Consider the following 20716-nt stretch of genomic DNA (forward strand, 5'->3'; position numbering starts at 1 on the left):
CCAGCACCTTTCTTTCGGAATCATCATTTGTGCAGAATTATTCTAGCAAAATATCCCCCTCAAGTCAATGCAGCCCCGGCTTATTCTACGGTAACACTCTTTGCAAGATTTCTTGGTTTATCTACGTCCAGACCTTTTGCAACAGATATATAATATGATAAAAGCTGTAGGGGAATCACTGCCAGACTAGTTGCAAACACATCTTTTGTCCTGGGTACATACACCGTAAAATCTGCAATATCCTCCATAGAATAGTTTCCATAGGAAGTAAGACCTAAAACAGATGCCCCTCTGCTTCGCACCTCTACCAGATTGCTGATTTCCTTCTCAAACAAATTCGGCTGCGTTGCTGCTCCTATAACCAAAACCCCATCCTCTATAAAGTGAAATGGTTCCATGTTTTAATTCTCCTGCTGCATAAGCCTCTGAATGAATGTAGGAAATTTCCTTCAGCTTCAAAGAACCTTCCAGGGAAATAGCATAATCCAGACCTCTTCCTATAAAGAAAACATCTCTTGCGTGAGAATATTTATTGGCAAGCCACTGGATTCTTTCTTTTTCGTTCAAAATATGCTGTATTTTTTCCGGAAGCACCTCAAGCTCCTGAATATAGGATTCATATTCCTCATCTGCCAACACACCCCGAACCTTTCCAAATAACAGCCCAATCAGATACACAGCTGCCAATTGAGTGCTATAGGCCTTTGTCGTTGCCACCGAAATTTCCGGCCCTGCCCATGTATAAAAAACGCTGTCTGCTTCTCTGGCAATAGAACTCCCCACTACATTTACAATGCCCAGAACCTTATATCCCCGTTTCTGGGCTTCCCTTAATGCAGCCAGGGAATCGGCAGTTTCTCCAGACTGGCTGACTATTACCACTAACGTGTTTTCTGTCAAAAGGGGATTTCTGTATCGAAATTCTGATGCCAGGTCTACATCAACCGGAATCCTTGTGAGTTCCTCCAGTACATATTTTGCACAAACACACACATGATAAGCCGAACCGCATGCTACCATCTGAATACGGCTGATATTCTGAATCTCCTCATCAGACATCTCCAGCTCCTCAATCACAATTTTCCCGTCCTTTATTCTGGGACTGATGGTGTCTGCCACTGCTTTTGGCTGTTCATAGATTTCCTTCAGCATAAAATGCTCAAAGCCTTCTTTTTCTGCTGCCTTGGCGTCCCACTCTACAGTTTTAAATTCCTTTTGTATTTCTTCCTGGTCTTCGTCGTAAAACTGAATGGTATCTGCTGTAATTTCTGCAATTTCCCTATCCTCAATATAACATACTGTTTTTGTATATTTCAAAATCGCCGGAACATCAGAAGCAATAAAATTTCCCTGTTCAGATTTCCCAATAATCAAAGGGCTGTCTTTTCGCACTGCATACAAAACACCTGGGTTTTCCTGAAATAAAATCCCCAATGCATAGGAGCCTCTCACTCTTCCCAAAACCTTTGTAATTGCTTCTAAAGGATTTCCCTGATAATAATAATCCAGAAGATGTGCGAGAACCTCAGTGTCTGTTTCCGAAACAAAGATATAACCCTTTTTCTGTAAATACTCCTTGATTTCCTTATAGTTTTCAATAATTCCGTTGTGTACCACTGCAATCTTTTTATCCTTTGACACATGGGGGTGGGCATTAACCACAGACGGCTCTCCATGTGTTGCCCAACGGGTATGTCCGATTCCACAGCAGCCCTTTACTGTACTCCCGTTATCTGTCATCTCCCGAAGCGCCTGTAAGCGTCCCTTTGCCTTAATCACTTCGAGTTTTCCCTGCTCATCACGATTATCCTGCACAGCAATACCGGCAGAATCATAACCTCTGTATTCCAGCTTTGAAAGACCGTCAATTAAAATAGATGCTGCATTTTCATTTCCCACATATCCAACAATTCCACACATGTTTTCCGCCTCCTGATGTCTTTTTTGCATAATTGTTTCTTTTTTTTACACTTTCTGCTCCATTATACCAGATTTTTTTTGTTTTTTTAACTGTTTATTTTCTGTCTTTTGATTTTTCTCATACTTTACAAAAAAGGTTCCCATTTCTCCTGTTTTTTATTATAATATTTACCATACTCAGAATAAAGGAGGCAGATCCAATGAAACTTCCCGGTTATTATACCTCAGGTGAATTTGCCAAAATGGCAAATATTTCAGTAAGAACCGTACGCTTCTATGACAAACAGAATATTTTAAAGCCCTCATATGTGTCACCCTCTGGTTCTCGTTTTTATACAGACCGGGATTTCGCCCGTTTGCAGCAAATTCTACTATTAAAATATCTGGGATTTTCTCTTGACGATATTAAAGAAATGACCATTAATGATGCGGATTATCACTTTATGCTGAACTCCCTGAACCTTCAGCAAAAGCTGATCAAAGACCGTATTGAGCAGCTTCAGATGGTGGAAAAGGCCATACAGGATACCACGGAAGAAATCCGCACCAATCATGCTGTTAACTGGAGCCATATGCTGAATTTAATTCATCTTACAAATATGGAAAAAAGTATGAAAAGCCAGTACCAGAATTCCAGCAATATTTCTGCCAGAATTCATCTACATAACCTTTATTCAGAAAATAAACAAGGGTGGTTTCCCTGGCTTTTTGAGCAATGCCAGCTTCAAAAAAACATGAACGTTCTGGAAATAGGCTGTGGAAACGGAGCTCTATGGAAAGAAAATCTCTCTCTGATTCCAGAAGAGATTTCCATTACCCTTTCTGATATCTCCCGGGGAATGCTGCGGGATACCCAAAGAGAAATCGGTACCAAAGATTCCCGTTTCTCTTTTCGTGCCTTTGACTGTCATAAAATTCCTTATCCAGACCAGCAATTTGACCTTGTCATTGCCAATCATGTATTATTTTACTGTGATATTCCCCAGGTCTGCCGGGAAGTATCCAGAGTTTTAAAGCCTCAGGGACATTTCCTGTGCAGTGCATATGGCACACAGCACATGATTGAAATCAGCCGGCTTGTACAGGAATTTGACAGCCGTATTATTTTATCCGCAGAAAAGCTATATGAAAAGTTTGGGAAAGAAAATGGAGCAGAGCTTCTCTCCCCTTATTTTCATATTGTTCAATGGAAATTATATGAGGACAGCCTTTTCGTTGATACACCAGAGCCTATTATTGAATATATTCTGTCCTGTCACGGAAACCAGAATCAGTACTTACTGGACCGCTATAAGGAATTTCGCTCTTATGTAGCCAAAAAAACAACCGCAGGATTTCATATTACAAAAGAAGCCGGCGTATTCCTTTGCCAAAAATCCTGATATAAAGCTACAGTTTAAAAAGGATTCCCACCGCTGCTGCGATTGCAATATAAATGACCGGGTGTTTTTTCCATTTCTGAATGGCAAAAAACAAAAGTGCTGCCAGCAAGAGCCGTTCCCAATGAAAATCCAGAAAACTCTGCAAAGAAGTAATCTTACTTCCAGGAAGGAAGGTTTCCATAGCTACACCGATTCCGGCCGCAATAATAAGTCCGGTAGAAGCTGGCCGCAGTCCATAAAAAATCTTCTGCACAATGCGGGCTTCTTTAAATTTTTCCAGCATTCTGCTGATAATAATAATCACAAGAATAGACGGCAGTACCAGACCCAGCGTTGCTATGATTCCTCCCAGTATTCCTTTCACAGAAAATCCCACATAGGTAGACATATTCACACCCATAGCTCCCGGTGTGGATTCTGATATTGCAATCATGTCCCCAATATCTGCTGCAGTAAACCAGCCTGTTTTTTCAGATATGGCATACAAAAACGGAAGTGTTGCCAATCCTCCACCTACGGCAAACAATCCTGTCTTAAAAAATTCAAAAAACAGTCTAAGATAAATCATGCCTTTCCTCCTTTCATCTCCTGCATACTTTTTATACTGATTCCTGCTGCGGCAGACAGAATAACAAGCACAACCGGAGAAAGAGAGGTGAATACGCTTAGCAGAGTAATGACAATACAGATTCCTGCACACCATTTATCTATGACAGATTTCTTTCCAAGCTTTAACACTGCATCTAAAATTAAAGCGCATACACAGATTCTAATACCATCAAAAGCATACTTTACATAAGTAATATGGGCAAAATTACGCAAAAATGCCGCGATGAGCATAATAATCACAAGAGAGGGGAACACAAACCCAAAGGTAGCGACAAAGCCTCCCAGTATTCCTTTTCTTCGATACCCGATAAAAGTAGAGGTGTTGACTGCTATAATACCCGGCGTACACTGTCCAATGGCATAATAGTCCATAACCTCCTCTTCGGTTGCCCAGCCTCGCTTTTCCACAATCTCCCTCTGGATAATCGGCAGCATGGCATAACCACCACCAAAGGTCACTGCGCCCATTCTTGCAAAAACCCAGAATAATTCTAAAAGTTCCTTCAATTCTGAATCCTCCTAGCTGAAATTTTTCACCCTATAAAATTATCACACTTTTTTGCTTTTGTATACTTGTATATGCGCTTTAAAAAATTCTTTTTATTTTAAATGCCAAATCCCTTCGTTGTATTGAGCAATGGTTCTGTCTGAGGAGAAAAATCCTGCTTTTGCAATATTTATAAGAACCTTCTGATTCCATTCTTTCTGATTCTCGTAATCTGCATATACCTGTTCCTTTATCCTGATATATTCTCTAGTATCTAAAAGGGTCATAAACCAGTCCTTTCCAATCAACTCCTTATGCAGACGAGAGAGGCTCTCCTTCTCTCCGATAGCCAAAAGCTCCTTGCCTGTAATAAAATCTACCAGTTTCTGAATCAGACTGTCCTTCTTATAAATATCCTTTGCACAATATGCGGATTCTGCATACAAATCTAAAACCTCTTGCGGCTTCTTACCAAAGATATAAATATTTTCTTCTCCTACCAAATCCCGGATTTCTACATTTGCACCGTCCTCTGTTCCCAGCGTCAAAGCTCCATTCAACATAAACTTCATGTTTCCTGTGCCGGAGGCTTCCTTTGATGCCAGAGAAATCTGCTCGGAAATATCTGCTGCCGGAATCACTTTTGCTGCCTTTGATACATTGTAATTCTCAATCATCAACACACGGAAATATGGACATACCTCAGGGTCATTCTCAATCAGCTCCTGTAAACATAAAATCAGATGAATAATATCCTTTGCTATAACATAAGCAGGCGCTGCTTTTGCCCCGAAAATCATGGTAATCGGACGCTTTGGTTTATTTCCGGCTTTGATATCCAGATACTTGTAAATAGCATACAAAGCATTCATCTGCTGTCTTTTATACTCATGCAGACGTTTTACCTGCACATCAATAATGGAATTTTCATTTATTTCGATACCCTGAGTTTCCTCCATAAATTTTTTAAATTCCAGTTTTTTCTCCAGCTTAATTTCTGCCAGCCTCTGCAGTACCTTTTCATCATCTTTATACACCAGCAGCTTTTCCAGTTCCTCTGCGTTTTTCTTAAATCCGTTTCCGATCAGGTCTTCCACATATTTGCTTAACTGTCTGTTGCAGTGCAAAAACCAACGACGGAAGGTAATACCGTTTGTCTTATTATTAAATTTCTCCGGATAAATATCATAGAAATTCTTAAGTTCTGATTTTTTCAAAATCTCTGTATGAAGAGCAGCCACACCGTTGACTGAAAATCCATAGTGGATATCCATATGTGCCATATGCACTCGCTCATTTTCATCTATGATATACACAGATTCATCTGCATATTTTTTCCTTACTTTTTTATCCAGTTCTTTTATAACCGGAATTAACTGAGGAACAACCTCCTCCAGATACTCTAATGGCCATTTTTCCAATGCCTCTGCCAGAATCGTATGATTGGTATACGCACAGGTTTTGCTGACCGTGTCAATGGCCTCGTCCATGGAAAATCCCTTTTCCTGAAGAAGGCGAATCAACTCCGGAATTACCATAGAGGGGTGAGTATCATTAATCTGAATTACCACATGCTCATGAAGTTTACGCAAATCATAACCCTGCTGTTCACATTCCTTTAAAATGAGCTGTGCGCCACTGCTCACCATAAAATACTGCTGGTAAATACGCAGCTTACGTCCCGCATCATCGGAATCGTCCGGATAGAGAAACAAAGTGAGATTTTTACGGATCGCTTCCTTATCAAAATCAATACTGTCCTCTGGTACAATCCTCTCATCAACCGTCTTCACATCAAATAAATGCAGTCTTCCGCAGCCTGACTCATATCCCGGAACAGCAATATCATATAAAACAGCCTCTGCCGCAAAATCCTTAAACTGTACCAAAAAGCTGTCCGGCTGTTTCATCAGCCAGCTCTCTTTTGTTATCCATGGATTTTTCACTTCTTTTTGTTTATGATTTTGAAATTTCTGCTGAAACAGTCCAAAGTGATAATTCAGCCCAATCCCATCACCCGGTAAACCCAATGTTGCAATGGAATCCAGAAAACAGGCTGCCAGTCTTCCCAGACCTCCATTTCCAAGAGAAGGCTCTGCTTCCAGTTCCTCTATCTCGCATAATTCATAACCATGCTTTTTCAATATTTTTTCTGCTTCCTCATATAATCCCAAATTAATCAGATTATTAGATAAAAGTTTTCCAATCAAAAATTCTGCAGAAATATAATATAATTTCTTTCTCCCTGTATTTGCCGGAAGCTTTTCTGCTGCCTCTCTGGTAAACAGGAGCAATGCTTCAAAAAGCTCTTCTTTTGTACAGTTATCCAAATTTTTCTGAAATCTGCCGGCAAGTAATGCTTCTAATTTTTCTTCCACGTTTTTTCTCCTCTATTGTAATCTCTTTTTATGGTCTTTGTATAAACATTTGAATTTTAAAATTTCCTTTTTACAGGCGGAACAGTAGATTCCCTTTTTAAAAGCTCTCCCTCAAAGACTAACTGATGGGGCTTTTCTTTCCCTTTTATCATATCAAAAAGCAAATCTGCGGTTGCTTTTGCTATCTTTTCTACAGGCTGACGTATAGTAGTAATACTTGGAATATAAAACTCCCCTGTATCCATACCATCAAATCCCGCCACAGAACACTGCGCAGGAACAGAAATCCCTGCTTCCTTAAGCGCCCTGCAGGCTCCTATGGCCATGGTATCTGAAGTTGCATAAAGAGCTGTAAATTCTGTATCCTGCAAAAGCTGCTTTGTCAGCTTATAGCCGGAGCGAAAAGAATAACGATCCTCCTCTGCATTCATGTAGCTTACCAACTCCTCCGAGTAAGGAATTCCATAATCCTGCAATGCCTTTCGATATCCCAAAAGACGCAGCTTTCCAATACTTTTATCCTCCTTCGGCGCTGTCAGAATTGCAATTCTCTCATGTCCCAGATTTATCAGATATTCTGTCATCTTGTAGCTCTCCTTAAAGTCGTCTACAGAAACAGCCGCATATTTTTCTTCCATATCTGCAGCTCGAATGGTACTGAGTACATACGGTATCTCAAGCTGCTCCATTTTTTCTCTGGGGTGTGAAAAGCTTCCTCCCAGAAAGACCAGACCACGGGGCTTTTTCTCTTTTGTTATATGCAAAGCAATATCCAGCTCATCTTCCTGTTCTTCTACATGCTGTAAAATACAACTGTAATTCATACGCTGACATTCTCTTTCCAGCCCGCTGACCAAATCGTTAAAAAAAGTATTTCCAATTCCTTTTACAAGGACAGCGATTGCCTTTGCATCTGTTCGCTTTAAATTTCTTGCGCTGTTATTTGGTACATAATTAGACTCTGCAATCGTCTGCAAAATTTTTTCTTTTGTTTCCGGATTAATATCCGGATGATTGTTCATGGCCCTGGATACGGTGCTGACACCTACCCCGCACTTTTTCGCAATATCTTTTATTGTCATGTTTCCCATTACGGTATCTTCCTCCCGCTTTCCTTAGGAAAGTCTTCCGTAAAGTTTTGTCATATTGTACATTTTCTCCAGAATTTCTTCTGTAAGCTCCTCTGAACGAATTCTCCATTTCCAGTTTGTTCCCAAAGTAGAAGGCTTATTAATTCTTGCCTCTGCTCCAAGACATAAATAATCTTGAACAGGAATGATTGCCAAATCTGCAACAGAGGCCATAGCAAGACGGATAAAATCCCACGGCATCTCCTCTTTTTCTGTATTCCGGTTATTCATATAACTCTGTGCAAATTCCTTATCTTCCGGCGACATTTCGTCCAGCCAGCCAAGCACTGTATTATTATCATGGGTTCCTGTATAAACCACACAATTTTTATTATAATTATGAGGCAGATAATCGCTTTCTTCTCTGGAATCAAAGGCAAACTGTAGTACCTTCATTCCGGGATATCCTGTATCTCTTACCAGTTTCAGGACACTTTCCGTAAGATATCCCAAATCCTCTGCAATAATATTTACTTCTCCCAGGGCTTTTTTTACTGCATCAAACAGCTTAATACCCGGTCCCTTCTGCCATGCCCCGTACTCTGCTGTCTTATGACCATACGGAATCGCATAGTATTCATCAAATCCCCTGAAATGGTCTACCCGGACTACATCATAAAGTTTAAAGCAGTATCTGAGTCTTTGAATCCACCATGCAAAGTCAGTTTCCTCATGATACTCCCAGCGATACAGTGGATTCCCCCAAAGCTGTCCTGTGGCAGCAAAAGCGTCCGGCGGACAGCCTGCTACTGCAAGAGGAATACACGCCTCATCAAACTGGAAAAGCTGAGGATTTGCCCAGGCATCAGCGCTATCAAAGGCGACATAAATAGGAATATCTCCGATAATCTGAATTCCCAGCTCATTTGCATAGGCTTTCAGCTTTGTCCACTGTTTGATAAATTCATACTGCTGAAAACGCACAAACTGAATTTCCTCGGAAAGTTCTTCTCTCTTTGCATTCATCACTTCAGGATTTCTTCGCTTTAGTTCAGAATCCCATTCGCTCCAGCTTGCCCCGTCCTGACTGTTTTTCACAGCCATATATAAGCTATAATCTTCCAACCAGAAAGCATTTTCCTTTACAAACTCTTCGAAATCTGTATCTGGTACAAATCTGTGAAAGGCTTTCCGCAGGATATCAAATCTTCCGTAATAAATTTTTTCATAGTCCACATAAGAGGCATTATCTCCAAAATCACAGGCCTCACACTCTTCTTTTGTAAGAAGCCCTTCTTCTGTTAAGGTTTCTAAATCAATATAATAGGGATTTCCTGCATAGGTGGAAAACGACTGATATGGAGAATCTCCATACCCGGTAGGTCCCAATGGTAAAATCTGCCAGTATTTCTGTCCTCCCCTTTTTAACTGGTTTACAAATGTATAGGCTTCCTTCGAAAAGCTGCCAATTCCGTACTTTGACGGAAGGGCTGAAACAGGAAGCAATATTCCGCTTGCTCTCATAATCTTCTCCTTTTTATTCCTTTTATTCCCTACGGTTCCCGTACAACAAACAGCCAGTCCAATCCATGTATCAATTCTTTCTCTTCTTAGTTTACTGTACGGCTCTGAGAATCGTTTCCGGTAACGATATCGGTAACGTTTCCAAAAAGCTTGTATATTTACATTACCACACATTCCTTGAAATTTCAATCTTGTAAATTTAGCTAAAATCTCCTCTATATATTTGTATATTTTTTTCTATAAGTTTTATAAATTTTAATACTCTTTTTCTTGCATATAAAAATTTTTAAGGTAGTATACTTATTATAGATTACATTACAGGAGATGAAAGAAATGTTTATAGACTACTCTTATATCGTTTATGTACTTCCTGCCGTACTTTTTGCCATGTGGACCAGCGCTCATGTAAACAGCACGTTTCGCCGCTACTCCACACAGTACTCTATGCGAAATGTGACCGGCTATGATGCAGCCAGACGGGTGCTTGATGCCAATGGTCTGTACCATGTACGCATTGAACGGGTCAACGGAAGTCTGACTGACCATTATGATCCCAGAAGCAATGTGATACGCCTTTCAGACAGCGTATACTCCCAGACCTCTACAGCAGCCATTGGGGTCGCAGCCCACGAAGCCGGACATGCAATCCAATATGCACAGCATTATATACCCATTCGTCTTAGAAATGCTATTATTCCCATTACCAATCTGGGGTCCAAGCTGGCTATGCCTCTTATTTTAATTGGTCTGCTTTTTGCCGGTACAGGCTCTTCTATGGGAATGCTGGCCTATGTGGGTGTCGCCTGCTTTGGTTTTTCCACGCTGTTCCAGCTTTTTACGCTTCCCACAGAGTTTGACGCCAGCCGCAGGGCCATACGGGCCATTGAAACCTGCGGAATCCTCAGTTCTGATGAAATTTATGGTTCCAAAAAGGTGCTTACAGCCGCAGCCTTAACCTATGTAGCGGCTCTGGCAGTTTCCCTCATGCAGCTGCTTCGTCTTTTAAACATCGTAAACAGACGAAACAATAACTGAATGTTTCTCTCACAAAGTTTTCTCGCTTTACTTTCTGATACTGCTGTGCTACAGTAATTTTATACACAGCAGACAGCGAGGACAGATTTCTGTCAGAGAAGCGAGTCGCTTTTCTATTTTTTCAATAAAAGGAATGGCTTTGCCAGCCCTTCTTTGGCTTCGAGGTACATCTGCACATTTCATGTGCTTTGCCCGCCTGCGGCGCAGTACCTCTTCGCCAAATCCGGTATCACCATTTTGTGTCTGCTGTGTTTTCAGCGAATTTATAAACATACAGCAATCAAAACACAGGAGATATCTTATGAATTCTTCCCTCTGTAATTACTGCACAGAAAATCAAATACAGGATTTCCTTCTTTCTCTGCATCTGACCGGTACTTTAACCCATTCGCCTAAGGCAGAACTTGCGCTTTTATACGGGCTTGCCAATCACGCGGAAGAACATTACGAAAGAGTGCTTCTCCCAAAAAAGGACGGCAGCAAACGAATACTTCATGTACCGGATAGTGTGTTAAAACATGTACAAAAGCAAATATTGCGGCAGGTATTAATGGAAATCCCTGTATCTTCCTATTCCTGTGCCTATCAAAAAGGAAGCTCCCTTTCCCAAAACGCAGCGCCACATAAAGGACAGAAGCTGTTGCTAAAGCTGGATATCCATGACTTTTTTGGCAGTATTTCCTATATCAGTGTCTACCAGCACGGGTTTCCCTGCGAACGGATACCAGACCCGGTCCGCACACTGCTGGCACATCTGTGCTGTTATAAGGATATGCTTCCTCAGGGCGCACCTGCTTCCCCTTATCTTTCTAATCTTGTAATGAAACCTTTTGATGAATATATGGGAAACTGGTGCAGGGAAAGAGAGATTGCTTATACAAGATACTGTGATGACCTCACTTTTTCCGGCGACTTTAATCCCAAAGAAGTGTACAGAAAAGCAAAAGGATTTTTAAACCGTCTTGGTTTTGAAGTGAATTCCCGAAAGACCCATATAATTTCTCAGAAAAATCGTCAGGAGGTCACCGGGATTACTGTAAATGAAAAACTCCAGGTTCCGAAAAACTACCGCCGACAACTTCGACAGGAATGTTACTATATTCAAAAGTTTGGTCTGGAAAATCATTTAAAACAGACAGGCTGTCAGGACAGCTCTGCTAAATATCTGCAGCGGCTTCTGGGAAAAATAGAATATGTTTTGCAGGTAAATCCTGAGGATATGGAATTTCAGGAGTTAAAGAAACGAATGAAAGTATATCGGAAAAATGACGAATAGGAGAACTGCCTTAAACAGCATCAACGAAGCAATTACTTTTTCTTTCTCCATACAAGCAAAACAATCAGTCCCACCATGATAACTATGACCGCAATAGAACCATAGAATAATGGCTTATTCATGTAATACTGAATTACAATGTTCGATGTTACCAGAATCTTCATAACAACCGGCTGTGCCTTGTCATTTTCTTCTGTCTGACCAAGCTGGTTTCCTGCTGCATCTTCCGAAGTAATTTCAATATTCTGCCAACTGTTTGCACTGGAAACAGCAGTTTCAATCATACCGTTTAACTTCCTTAATTTCTCTGCATTGTATACTGTTTTCTCTCCATCTACGCTGATGATAACCTTTGCAAGCGCCAGATTATCTTTGGCATCAACAATCATATTCTTTTCGGCTGAGCGGTACTGTCCGCCGTCTTCAACACCGGATACCACAACGGTCGGCGCTGTCTTATCCACCGTAAACTCGATTGGAAGATTTTTGTTATTTTTCTTCACACTGGTGTTGTTCATCGTATTGCTTGCACGGTCACGGGTGTTGAAGAGCACATTGTAATTGCCTTCCTCTGCAAAGTTCTCTGCATCAATCACATAGTGATTTTCCTTCCACTGTACATTACTTCCGGAGTTCTTCACTGTATAATCCTGATTTTCCTTCAAAGTTTCCAGCTCACCATCTCTGTTGACTGTGATTTTATTGGATTCAATGGTATCTACATTGTATTCCACAACGCCGAGATCCTGTTCTTTGCGGATATAGGTATAATCCTTTGTATCAAGCCAGCCGCCCTTATCTGCCCATGTATCATCGTCCAATATATAAACAGAACCGTAACGGTTTACAGAAAACATCACGGATTTTTCTGTTTCATTTCCTGCCCTGTCTACAGATTTTGCAGTGAGCTTGTAAAGGTCGTCCATTTTTTCCTCTCTTGCAAAATCATCCATTTTAATGCTCTGTCCGTTTTCAATCCCTCTGACTGCTTTGCCGATATCCACCTTGCCGTTATTGGCTCCGATTACGCTAATGGTAACATTTTGGGCATCATAGTTTACATCAGTTACTTTTACTCCCGGTGCAACTACATCATTATTCGCAGATTTATCCTTAATATCCACAATCTCAACTTCCGGTTTTGTTAAGTCCACGGTAAAGCTGTCCGATGTGTAATCTGCCGCCTGATTGCCTGCCATATCTATGTAATCCACATCAAAGGTATAATCACCTTCTGCGGCATAGCGCACGGTTGCTGTATGCACATCTCCGCTGTCGGAAAAACCGCTGACAGAAGGTGCGGAAATTCCTCTGCCCTGCAGTGCAGCCGTTACTGCAGCGCGGACGTCTGCGGAATTAAAATTATGTTCCTGAACTTTGATAATTGCTGTACGGACTTCCTTAAAGTAATTGCCGTTTCTTGCACTGTTATTGTCATAAGAAACTGTGATGACCGGAATGGTTTTATCAATGGTAAATTCGTCTGTCTGTCCATACTCCCCACTGTTACCTGCCAAATCTGTGCAGCCAAGGGTAAAGGTATAATCACCGTCTGCCGGGAAGGACACCTGACAGGTACTTGTAGCATGATCGGAAACACCAATGTTACTGCTGCTGCTCCAGCCGCTGATGTTTGCCTCTGTGCCGTCTGTGTTTGTGACATTGAATCTCACATTGTCTTCATCAAAGTTTCTGTCTGTGACTGTGACCGTCGCGGTTCTGGTATCTTTGTAATATCTGCCGTTGGAAGGATTGTTCAAATCCCAGGAAACAGAAATCGTCGGATTTGTCACGTCAATTTTCAGCTCTGTAATTTCGCTCTCTCCCTGATTGCCGGAGAAGTCCTGTGCAAATGCCTGTACCTTTACATCATTGCTGTTATATACGCTTGCCGGAACTGTAATGACCTGACGGAACGTTTTATTTCCCTGCGTCCTGTTTTTGCTGTTGTTCAAAAGCTCAATGGTTTCACTGGTATTGACATTACCTGCACCGCTTACGATATACCACACTTTTTCCAATCCTGAATAAGTATCTCCCACGGTAGGGTCTTCTACATCAATTTGCAGAGTTACATCTTCATTAAAGATTCCATTCTGAGATGGACTCAGGTTTGTAATGGTAACAACCGGATCCGGTTTGGTGCTGTCCACAATCATACCGTCAGAGCTAAAGAACTCATAGTTTCCGGCATAATCTGTTACCTTTATGTATACAATAAACTGTTCGTCAGGACTTACAGAAAACCCTGCAAAACCCGGTCTGTCCTCAGAAGCAGATGACCAGCTGTTGTATGCTTCCAACTCATCTCTTGTCATCTGGTCATGTACTCTTGTATACTGCACCTGATGAATCGGTGAGGTATAATCAGAACCTGTTGCTTCCACATCTACGGTTGATGGGCTGAAAAGTCCAAAGGTTATTTTTTCCAGCAGACTTTCCCAGAACCCAAACCCTTTGATTTCTGCCTTACCGGTTGGGTTAGTTTTATCTACTGTGAAATATCCCGGTCCGTAGGAAGCGGTATTTCCCGCAAGGTCTGTATAGGTGATGGCGTGCGTATAGTTTGCATCTGAAATAAAGTCATATGTATTTACATAAATATCTCCGTTTTGGCTCCATTCTTTCAGATTTTTATTCTCTGCTGCATAATCCGGTATGGATTCCTCTGCTCCTACTTTGTCTGCAGTCACTTTTACATCAATCGGAACCTCTTTATCATCAAGTGCAAAGTTGTGTTCTTTGATTTCCACTTTAACGCTTATCTGCCTGTGGCTGTAAAAACGTCCCACTTCGTTTTCTGTCACACTGATTGTACCATCCGCATTATAATAAGTTACATTTACTTTCGGGGCAGTCTTATCAATAACAAAGTAAGCGCTGTTATCCTGCTCATTTTCCCAGTCCCCTTTGTCCTTGCAATGAACATCAAAGTTGTACTTGTTGTCACCACTGAAACAGATTCTTATTTCTATGGTTCTTCCTTCTGTATACTGCGATGCATCCTGTCCTTCCTGAAAATCGGTTACAGACTCCACGGTAATTCCTTCAATATTTTTCAGTGAAGACACCGTATACTTTGAAGCCTTCTGTTCTCCCTCTCGTTTCAGGTCAAACCACAGTTCTTCCACGTTATTGATATCTGCATTTCTTTCTTCTACAGTTACAATAGCTGTCCGGTTTTCCTTATAATAAGGCGCATAGTGTTCGGTTGCTTTCGTTTCATATCTCACAGATACCTTCGGTTTTGTAATATCAATTTTTAACTGCTTAAATGCCTGAAATTCATTATCGGAATTATCTACTGCTGTAACACGCACCCAGATATCATTGGAATTTAATTCCTTTTGAATCGTAATATTTCTTTGGAAAATTTCATTTTGAAGCTCCTCTAAAGTATAGATCTTCCCTTCCGCTGCATCATACAAAGGAACGTGTTCTGCCTTGTCCAGATTCTTTTCTCCTATAGCTACCTGATAATAAACCCTCTTTAATCCCGAAACCATTTTGTCTGCTGGCTGATGATTATCTGTAATAGACATATGCAGTTTTACATCATCATTGTATACATCTCTGTAAACCTGTCCGCCCTCATAGTCCAAATCCAATTCCACATATGGGTCGTTATTATCCAGAATAATTCCCAGTGAGGTGTAAATTTTGCTGTTTTTAACATTATCATAGGGTTTTACAAGCACTACATAATTGTTGGCAACAAAATCTTCACCCACATCTTTTCTGTCTATCGGAATCTCTGTCATATCAGCAGATGTTTCCATAGGCTTCCATGTATACTCTCCGCTGTCCTTCAAGCTTTCCATATACTGTAACAGTTTACTTTTAGACATTTCCTCCTCTGTAGGATTATCCACATCATAGACGCCATCTGTATCATTTACCATGTCTTCCTTCAAGGGCAGAACCATATAAGTCCATTCTTTAAGTCCTGACGTTTCTGTTTCTGTTACCTGAACATTTACTTTATACTTTGTCTTACCAAATAAGCCGAAGGATATCGTTTTTACAAAATCTCCCAAAGAAGTATTTGTACCCTCTGCATCACTGATACGAACTTTCGGAATTGTATTATCCAGAGAAACCCGATAATCAAATTCCTGAGAAAGAGCCCCGGCTTTATTTTTGAGTTGTAATGCCAGAGCTACTTCCTCTGACCCAACAACATCTTTACGGTTAAATTCATATCCTTTGCCTGTTAAGGAAACAGCCGGAGAAATCTCCTGTTCGCCTATCTTTTTCAACAATACTTCGTCGTACAGTTTTTTCTCGTTTGCAGTTAATTTTAACCTGCCTTTATCCGCCTTTACCCAAAGCTTATTTTCATTCTCAAAATACATCGTCGGGTTATCCGGTGTGTTTTGTAAATTAAGATACTCTGTAAGCTCACTGATTTTTTCCGGTACAATTGTCAAATCACCTGCCGTAATCCTAAATTCATAATTATCTTTATTTTTAATACCGGTATGATCTTCCTGATTATATTCTATGTTTTCAGTATCAACAGATAATACTCCCGGATATTTTCCCGGATTTGCTACGTTTCCACCCTCCTGCTGCTCGATTAATGCACGCTCACTTGACGGGTCTTTATATCCTTTCTGAATGACACCGCTGATTCCCTCTCCGGTACCCAGAGCTACCGCCAACCAGTCTGCAGGTGTAAACACATAGTCCGCAGTATTACCAATACCATTCTTGTATGCATGTCCAAAAGACCTTGTTGCATCACTGACTTTTATATCTACAGGTCTTTTGTTTACAATCACATTTGCCGATACCGTAATTTCCTGATTTGCCAAAACATAGTTTCCATCAGTATTGTTTTTAAGACTGAGCTGATTCTGGTTAAAGGTTATCTCTGTTTCGGTTCCAGGTGTTACATTTCCGGAAAAACCGTCTGATAAACTTCCATTGATCTTTCCCACAGCATCTAAATCTACATTTACTGTATCTCCGAGTTTCACTCCGTCTTTAAATTTCATACGATTTAGTACAATAACATCGTTTGTATCTGCCTTTGCAAAAACCTTCTTATTGTCATCATAGATTTTAGAATAAGTCATATAAGTCTTTTCCTTCGCCTCATCAATAACAAGCTCTTTAGGTTCTACCTTGATATATAAATACGGATATATTCTTTCTTCTCCTGCTGTTCTCTTAAATACTTCCTCACATGTCCCAGCCTTTTGTGCAGTGATAAGAAATTCTGTGTATCCCTTTTTTTCAGATGTGTCCTGTTTTACAATGTTGACATTGGCAAGGTCTTTTGAAAACAACTCATTCACTGTTTCATTCTCTTCAGAAATCCAAATCTTCTTTTCATCACCATACGTAAGTGTCAATGGATTCTTTTCATCAGAAACAATTGTTTTTCCTCTTTCATCTTCATATTCTAATCCACTGATGGCATAATTATAATTCGTTGTTTTCTCTGCACTTGCAAAATAGTAACCAGGATTTCCCTTATAAGTAACTGTTATCAGATATCCTCCGGAAAAATCAAAGTTTTTCTTCTGTAATTGCAGACGTGTTGTTCCATTATCAAGAGTTTCTGTATAAATTTTTTCTTCTGCATCATCATTGACGCCCAACTGCTTGATTTTAAATTCTACTTCTCCACCGCCAGGTATTGATGTTCCGGCAAGCGCTGTTACTGTTACATCAATGTTTAATCTCTTTTTAAAAATACCCTCTTTATTTATCGTAATCTTTGTAATCTCTGTACCACATTCTTCAACAGTAACGCCAATTCCTGTCATAGGTACATCGCCATATACCGAGTGAACTGTCGCTGTAATCGTCGTTGTTCCTGCCCTTACACCTTTTACTGTTCCGTTTTTAACCTCTGCAATAGTCGCATCTGCAGACTGCCATTCCACAGACTGAATCTCACTCTCTGTCAAACCGCAGGTATATCCAGCCGGCATAGTTTCTCCTACTACGATATTACTGTTATCAATCGTTGTACTTCCTTCAGCTAAGATTAATGCAGCATTAACCTCTGGAGTATCTGCAGAATTCACATTTACAGAATCCTGATACTCCTCAAATCCGTTTCTTTTCACCACCAGATTATAGGTTCCGCTTGGCACATTGCTCACAGAATAAGCTCCGTTGTCATCTGTGGTCTGGGCTTCAAAATTCCCCAGTCTTACTTCTGCACCGGGAACTACACTTTCACCGGAGGTAATTGTTCCGCTTACGTTATAGGTTTTCTCTTTTACAGTTACAGACGCACTTCCTGAAACATCTCCGCATACTGCAGTTACTGTAATCTTTGTGCCTGCTGCCAGTCCTTCCGGTACAGTCACAGTTGCTTCCATACCGTTTCCGCTTGGAGTTACGACTGCATTATTATCTGCACTCCATGTAATTCCAGGGTTTTCCGGCGCTGTACCCTCAATAGCTGCCACAAAGGTTAAAACATCACCTGAATAAGCCTCTGTAACTCCATTTTTTTCGGACACGGAAACACGGTATTTTTCTACAGGCCGACCTCCCCCGCCCTCTAAAGCCTCAGGTACTGCCTCCGCATTGTTCACTGCTGTCACATTCACAGTTTCACCGGACTGTGCCGCGCGAATCCGCACCGGCTCAACCATCATTCCGGCTGTCATTGTAAAGGTCAGCGCCAATACCATGAGTCTTTCCCTTAACTTTCGTTTTCCTTTCATGTTCCCCCAACTCCTTTACTTTTCTTTTTTCTATATACGAAAATATCTTTCATCTGCCCCCCTCCACCTCGTCTGTATGAATGAGCAAGATGCATTTTTCAATTCTGAACATGCCAAAGCTTTCATCAGCCTCCTGCTGCGCCTTTTCCGGAGTCAGCGCTTCCCTTTTCTCCATATGCAGCACCTCTGCAACGCCTGCTTCCTCTGTATACGCATTAGAAAGCGGTTCTGTAGGCTGACTTGGCGGCTGTATAATATCCTCCCTATTTACCTGACGCACACCGCTCAGCTTCCGGCTTTTCCCCAGATTTCCCGAACGACTCAAAGTTCCCGTATTTCCTCTTCCTACTGGTCTTCTGAGAGGTCCTGTCTTCGCATTCATCTCTTCCACTCTCTGCACCGTCTTCTTTACAGACCGTCCTGTTCTGGCATTGAAAATATTCCTGATGTCGAACTTAAAGAAAAAGAAAATGCTCAGTACCAGACAGAAGATACTCAATCCCAGACACACATAAAACAGCGTGTGAAACAAATTAATCTGCTGCTGTATCTGCTGCATCTTCCTCACCTCCCTGTGCCGTTGTAATATTTGAGGTGTTAAAGGTGGATTCCACAATCTCCCTTGCCACCGCAATATTCTCCCGTAACGCTTCCTTCATTTCCTGCTCATAATCTGCATTGGCGCTTCCTGTGACAATCTCCATGGAAATCAACACGGAAACCGCCTCATCAAGCTGGCTTTCCATCTGTTTTTTTGTAACCCCTGCTCTCTTAAAATCCGTGGCATTGGAAACAACTCTGGCAGTCAGTTCTTTGTAAGACAACAAAATATTCACGTTATTGTCCCCTGCCTTTACATCGGTTTCCACAATCTTTACTAAATCCAGCCAGTAATCAGAATAAGAAACCATGGAATCTCCCGCCTGATTTCTCACTCCCAAGCTGTCATAATACTCTGCAATCTTATAGAGATTTTTCGCCCTGGCAATGTTCTTTTCATTTAATTTCTCTGTAGGCTCTGCCCCTGCCGCAATTCCCAGCCATTTCCGGGACGCTGCCTTGTTTCCGGTACCGTTATAAGAATAAAAATAAGCAATTCCCAAATCATAGGCAAACTTATTGTACGCGTCGCTGTTTCCCTTTAAATATTCCTCATTACTTCTCTTTCCATTTCCGTTAATGCCAAGAGCCTTCCGCACCGTCTGCTCCTCTGTATCGGAAAACACACAGGAAACCTGGTCGGAAGCACTGCTGCCTTCTTCATTGTTCTGCCACAAAAAGAATTTCAGCAGTTTTTCGTATGCCTCTCCTTCCATGGGATTTAAGGTAATGGCATTTTTGTAATATTCCACACTTTCTTTTGGACTGGTCGTTTCCAGCGTTTCCGCCTCTTTTATGTAAACATCATAAGTACTTGCCGTCACATTTTTTTCTGCCAGATAAAATCCCTCAGATCCTGCCCCTGCCAGCACAGTAAGAATACTGGCGAAAAGAAAACTTCTCCATTTCAGTGTCTGCTTTCTCTTATATTCAATATCCAACTCATTATAATGCTCCAACGCATACAACAATTCTGCACAGGACTGGTATCTGTCGTCCGGATTTTTCTGGGTACATTTCAGAATAATTTCCTCCAGCCCGGAAGACAGTTCAGGATTCCAATACCGTATGGGATACATTTCATAAGGCGGCTCACTGGGATTATGCCCGGTAAGCAGGTGGTAAAGAGTCGCCCCCAGACAGTAAATATCTGTCCTGGCATCTGTCTGTCCCTGCCCGCCGTACTGCTCCGGCGCGGCATACCCCTGTGTTCCCAGACAGGTGGTATCTGCCACACCGGTGTCCTTAAACTCTCTGGCGATTCCAAAATCAATAAGCATAACCTTTCCGTCCGGCTTCAGCATAATATTGGAGGGCTTCATATCCCTGTAAATAATCGGCGGCTTTCTGGAATGCAGGTAAGACAGTACCTCACAAAGCTGCTTCGCCCATTTAATAACGTCCTCCTGATTCTGCGCCCCGTATTCCTTAATCACACTCTCCAGATGACGCCCTTCAATATAATCCATGACAATCAGGAAGGTTCCGTCACTGTCAATCACATCAATAATACTTGGCAGGTTGGGGTGATGAAGCTTTTTCAGCAAATCGGTTTCCGCAAGCAGTCCCTGCTTTACCACCTCAAAATTCTTCACTCCGTCTCTGCGCACTTCTTTAATCGCCCACTGCTTATTTGCTCTTTCGTTCATGGCAAGGTAAACAATGCTCATACCTCCCTGCCCGATTTTATTCAATATTTTATATTTTCCGTCAACCAATGAACCTGTTTCAAGCATGGTCTTT

At 41.3% G+C, this 20716-nt stretch carries 11 protein-coding genes and 1 pseudogene; 3 read left to right on the forward strand and 9 right to left on the reverse strand.

Annotation, left to right across the window (positions count from 1 at the left end; genetic code table 11):
* Positions 1-80 precede the first annotated feature (80 nt).
* Positions 81-1920, reverse strand: a pseudogene (gene glmS, locus DQQ01_RS15050) (glutamine--fructose-6-phosphate transaminase (isomerizing)).
* Between the two features lie 200 nt (positions 1921-2120).
* Between glmS and DQQ01_RS15055 the strand changes: the two are divergent.
* Entirely contained in the window at positions 2121-3302 is a 1182-nt protein-coding gene (locus DQQ01_RS15055) for a MerR family transcriptional regulator (protein ID WP_111920662.1), read from the forward strand.
* A 7-nt stretch (positions 3303-3309) separates the two neighbouring features.
* Here DQQ01_RS15055 and DQQ01_RS15060 read toward each other — a convergent pair whose 3' ends face one another.
* The 5 genes from DQQ01_RS15060 to malQ form a co-directional block, all read right to left on the reverse strand.
* A complete protein-coding gene (locus tag DQQ01_RS15060; protein ID WP_111920663.1) occupies positions 3310-3870 on the reverse strand; it encodes a chromate transporter in 561 nt (186 codons plus the stop codon).
* The gene (locus DQQ01_RS15065) at positions 3867-4418 is read right to left on the reverse strand and encodes a chromate transporter (protein ID WP_111920664.1); all 552 of its coding nucleotides are present in this window, start codon (positions 4416-4418) and stop codon (positions 3867-3869) included. Before DQQ01_RS15065 ends, DQQ01_RS15060 begins: the two co-directional genes overlap by 4 nt.
* A 93-nt stretch (positions 4419-4511) precedes the next feature.
* Positions 4512-6776 (reverse strand): glycogen/starch/alpha-glucan phosphorylase, encoded by a 2265-nt coding sequence (locus DQQ01_RS15070; protein WP_111920665.1) that lies wholly within the window; start codon positions 6774-6776, stop codon positions 4512-4514.
* Between the two features lie 56 nt (positions 6777-6832).
* Positions 6833-7867 (reverse strand): LacI family DNA-binding transcriptional regulator, encoded by a 1035-nt coding sequence (locus tag DQQ01_RS15075; RefSeq protein WP_111920666.1) that lies wholly within the window; start codon positions 7865-7867, stop codon positions 6833-6835.
* A 24-nt stretch (positions 7868-7891) separates the two neighbouring features.
* The gene (gene malQ, locus DQQ01_RS15080) at positions 7892-9370 is read right to left on the reverse strand and encodes a 4-alpha-glucanotransferase (RefSeq protein ID WP_111920667.1); all 1479 of its coding nucleotides are present in this window, start codon (positions 9368-9370) and stop codon (positions 7892-7894) included.
* Between the two features lie 333 nt (positions 9371-9703).
* Here malQ and DQQ01_RS15085 point away from each other — a divergent pair, with 333 nt between their 5' ends.
* Both DQQ01_RS15085 and DQQ01_RS15095 read left to right on the forward strand, forming a co-directional pair.
* Positions 9704-10405 (forward strand): zinc metallopeptidase, encoded by a 702-nt coding sequence (locus DQQ01_RS15085; protein WP_199797969.1) that lies wholly within the window; start codon positions 9704-9706, stop codon positions 10403-10405.
* Positions 10406-10706: 301 nt separating this feature from the next.
* Positions 10707-11681, forward strand: coding sequence for a reverse transcriptase family protein (locus DQQ01_RS15095; RefSeq protein ID WP_111920670.1), 975 nt, complete (start codon positions 10707-10709; stop codon positions 11679-11681).
* Positions 11682-11713: 32 nt separating this feature from the next.
* Here DQQ01_RS15095 and DQQ01_RS15100 read toward each other — a convergent pair whose 3' ends face one another.
* From DQQ01_RS15100 to DQQ01_RS15110, 3 genes are read right to left on the reverse strand one after another with little or no spacing between them, the layout of a single operon-like run.
* Entirely contained in the window at positions 11714-18373 is a 6660-nt protein-coding gene (locus tag DQQ01_RS15100; protein ID WP_111920671.1) for a carboxypeptidase regulatory-like domain-containing protein, read from the reverse strand.
* A 49-nt stretch (positions 18374-18422) separates the two neighbouring features.
* Positions 18423-18932 (reverse strand): hypothetical protein, encoded by a 510-nt coding sequence (locus DQQ01_RS15105; RefSeq protein WP_111920672.1) that lies wholly within the window; start codon positions 18930-18932, stop codon positions 18423-18425.
* The gene (locus tag DQQ01_RS15110; RefSeq protein ID WP_111920673.1) at positions 18907-20709 is read right to left on the reverse strand and encodes a serine/threonine protein kinase; all 1803 of its coding nucleotides are present in this window, start codon (positions 20707-20709) and stop codon (positions 18907-18909) included. The genes DQQ01_RS15105 and DQQ01_RS15110 overlap by 26 nt, the downstream gene beginning before the upstream one ends.
* Positions 20710-20716 lie beyond the last annotated feature (7 nt).

It is taken from the genome of Blautia argi, assembly GCF_003287895.1.
GTDB classification, from domain to species: domain Bacteria; phylum Bacillota; class Clostridia; order Lachnospirales; family Lachnospiraceae; genus Blautia; species Blautia argi.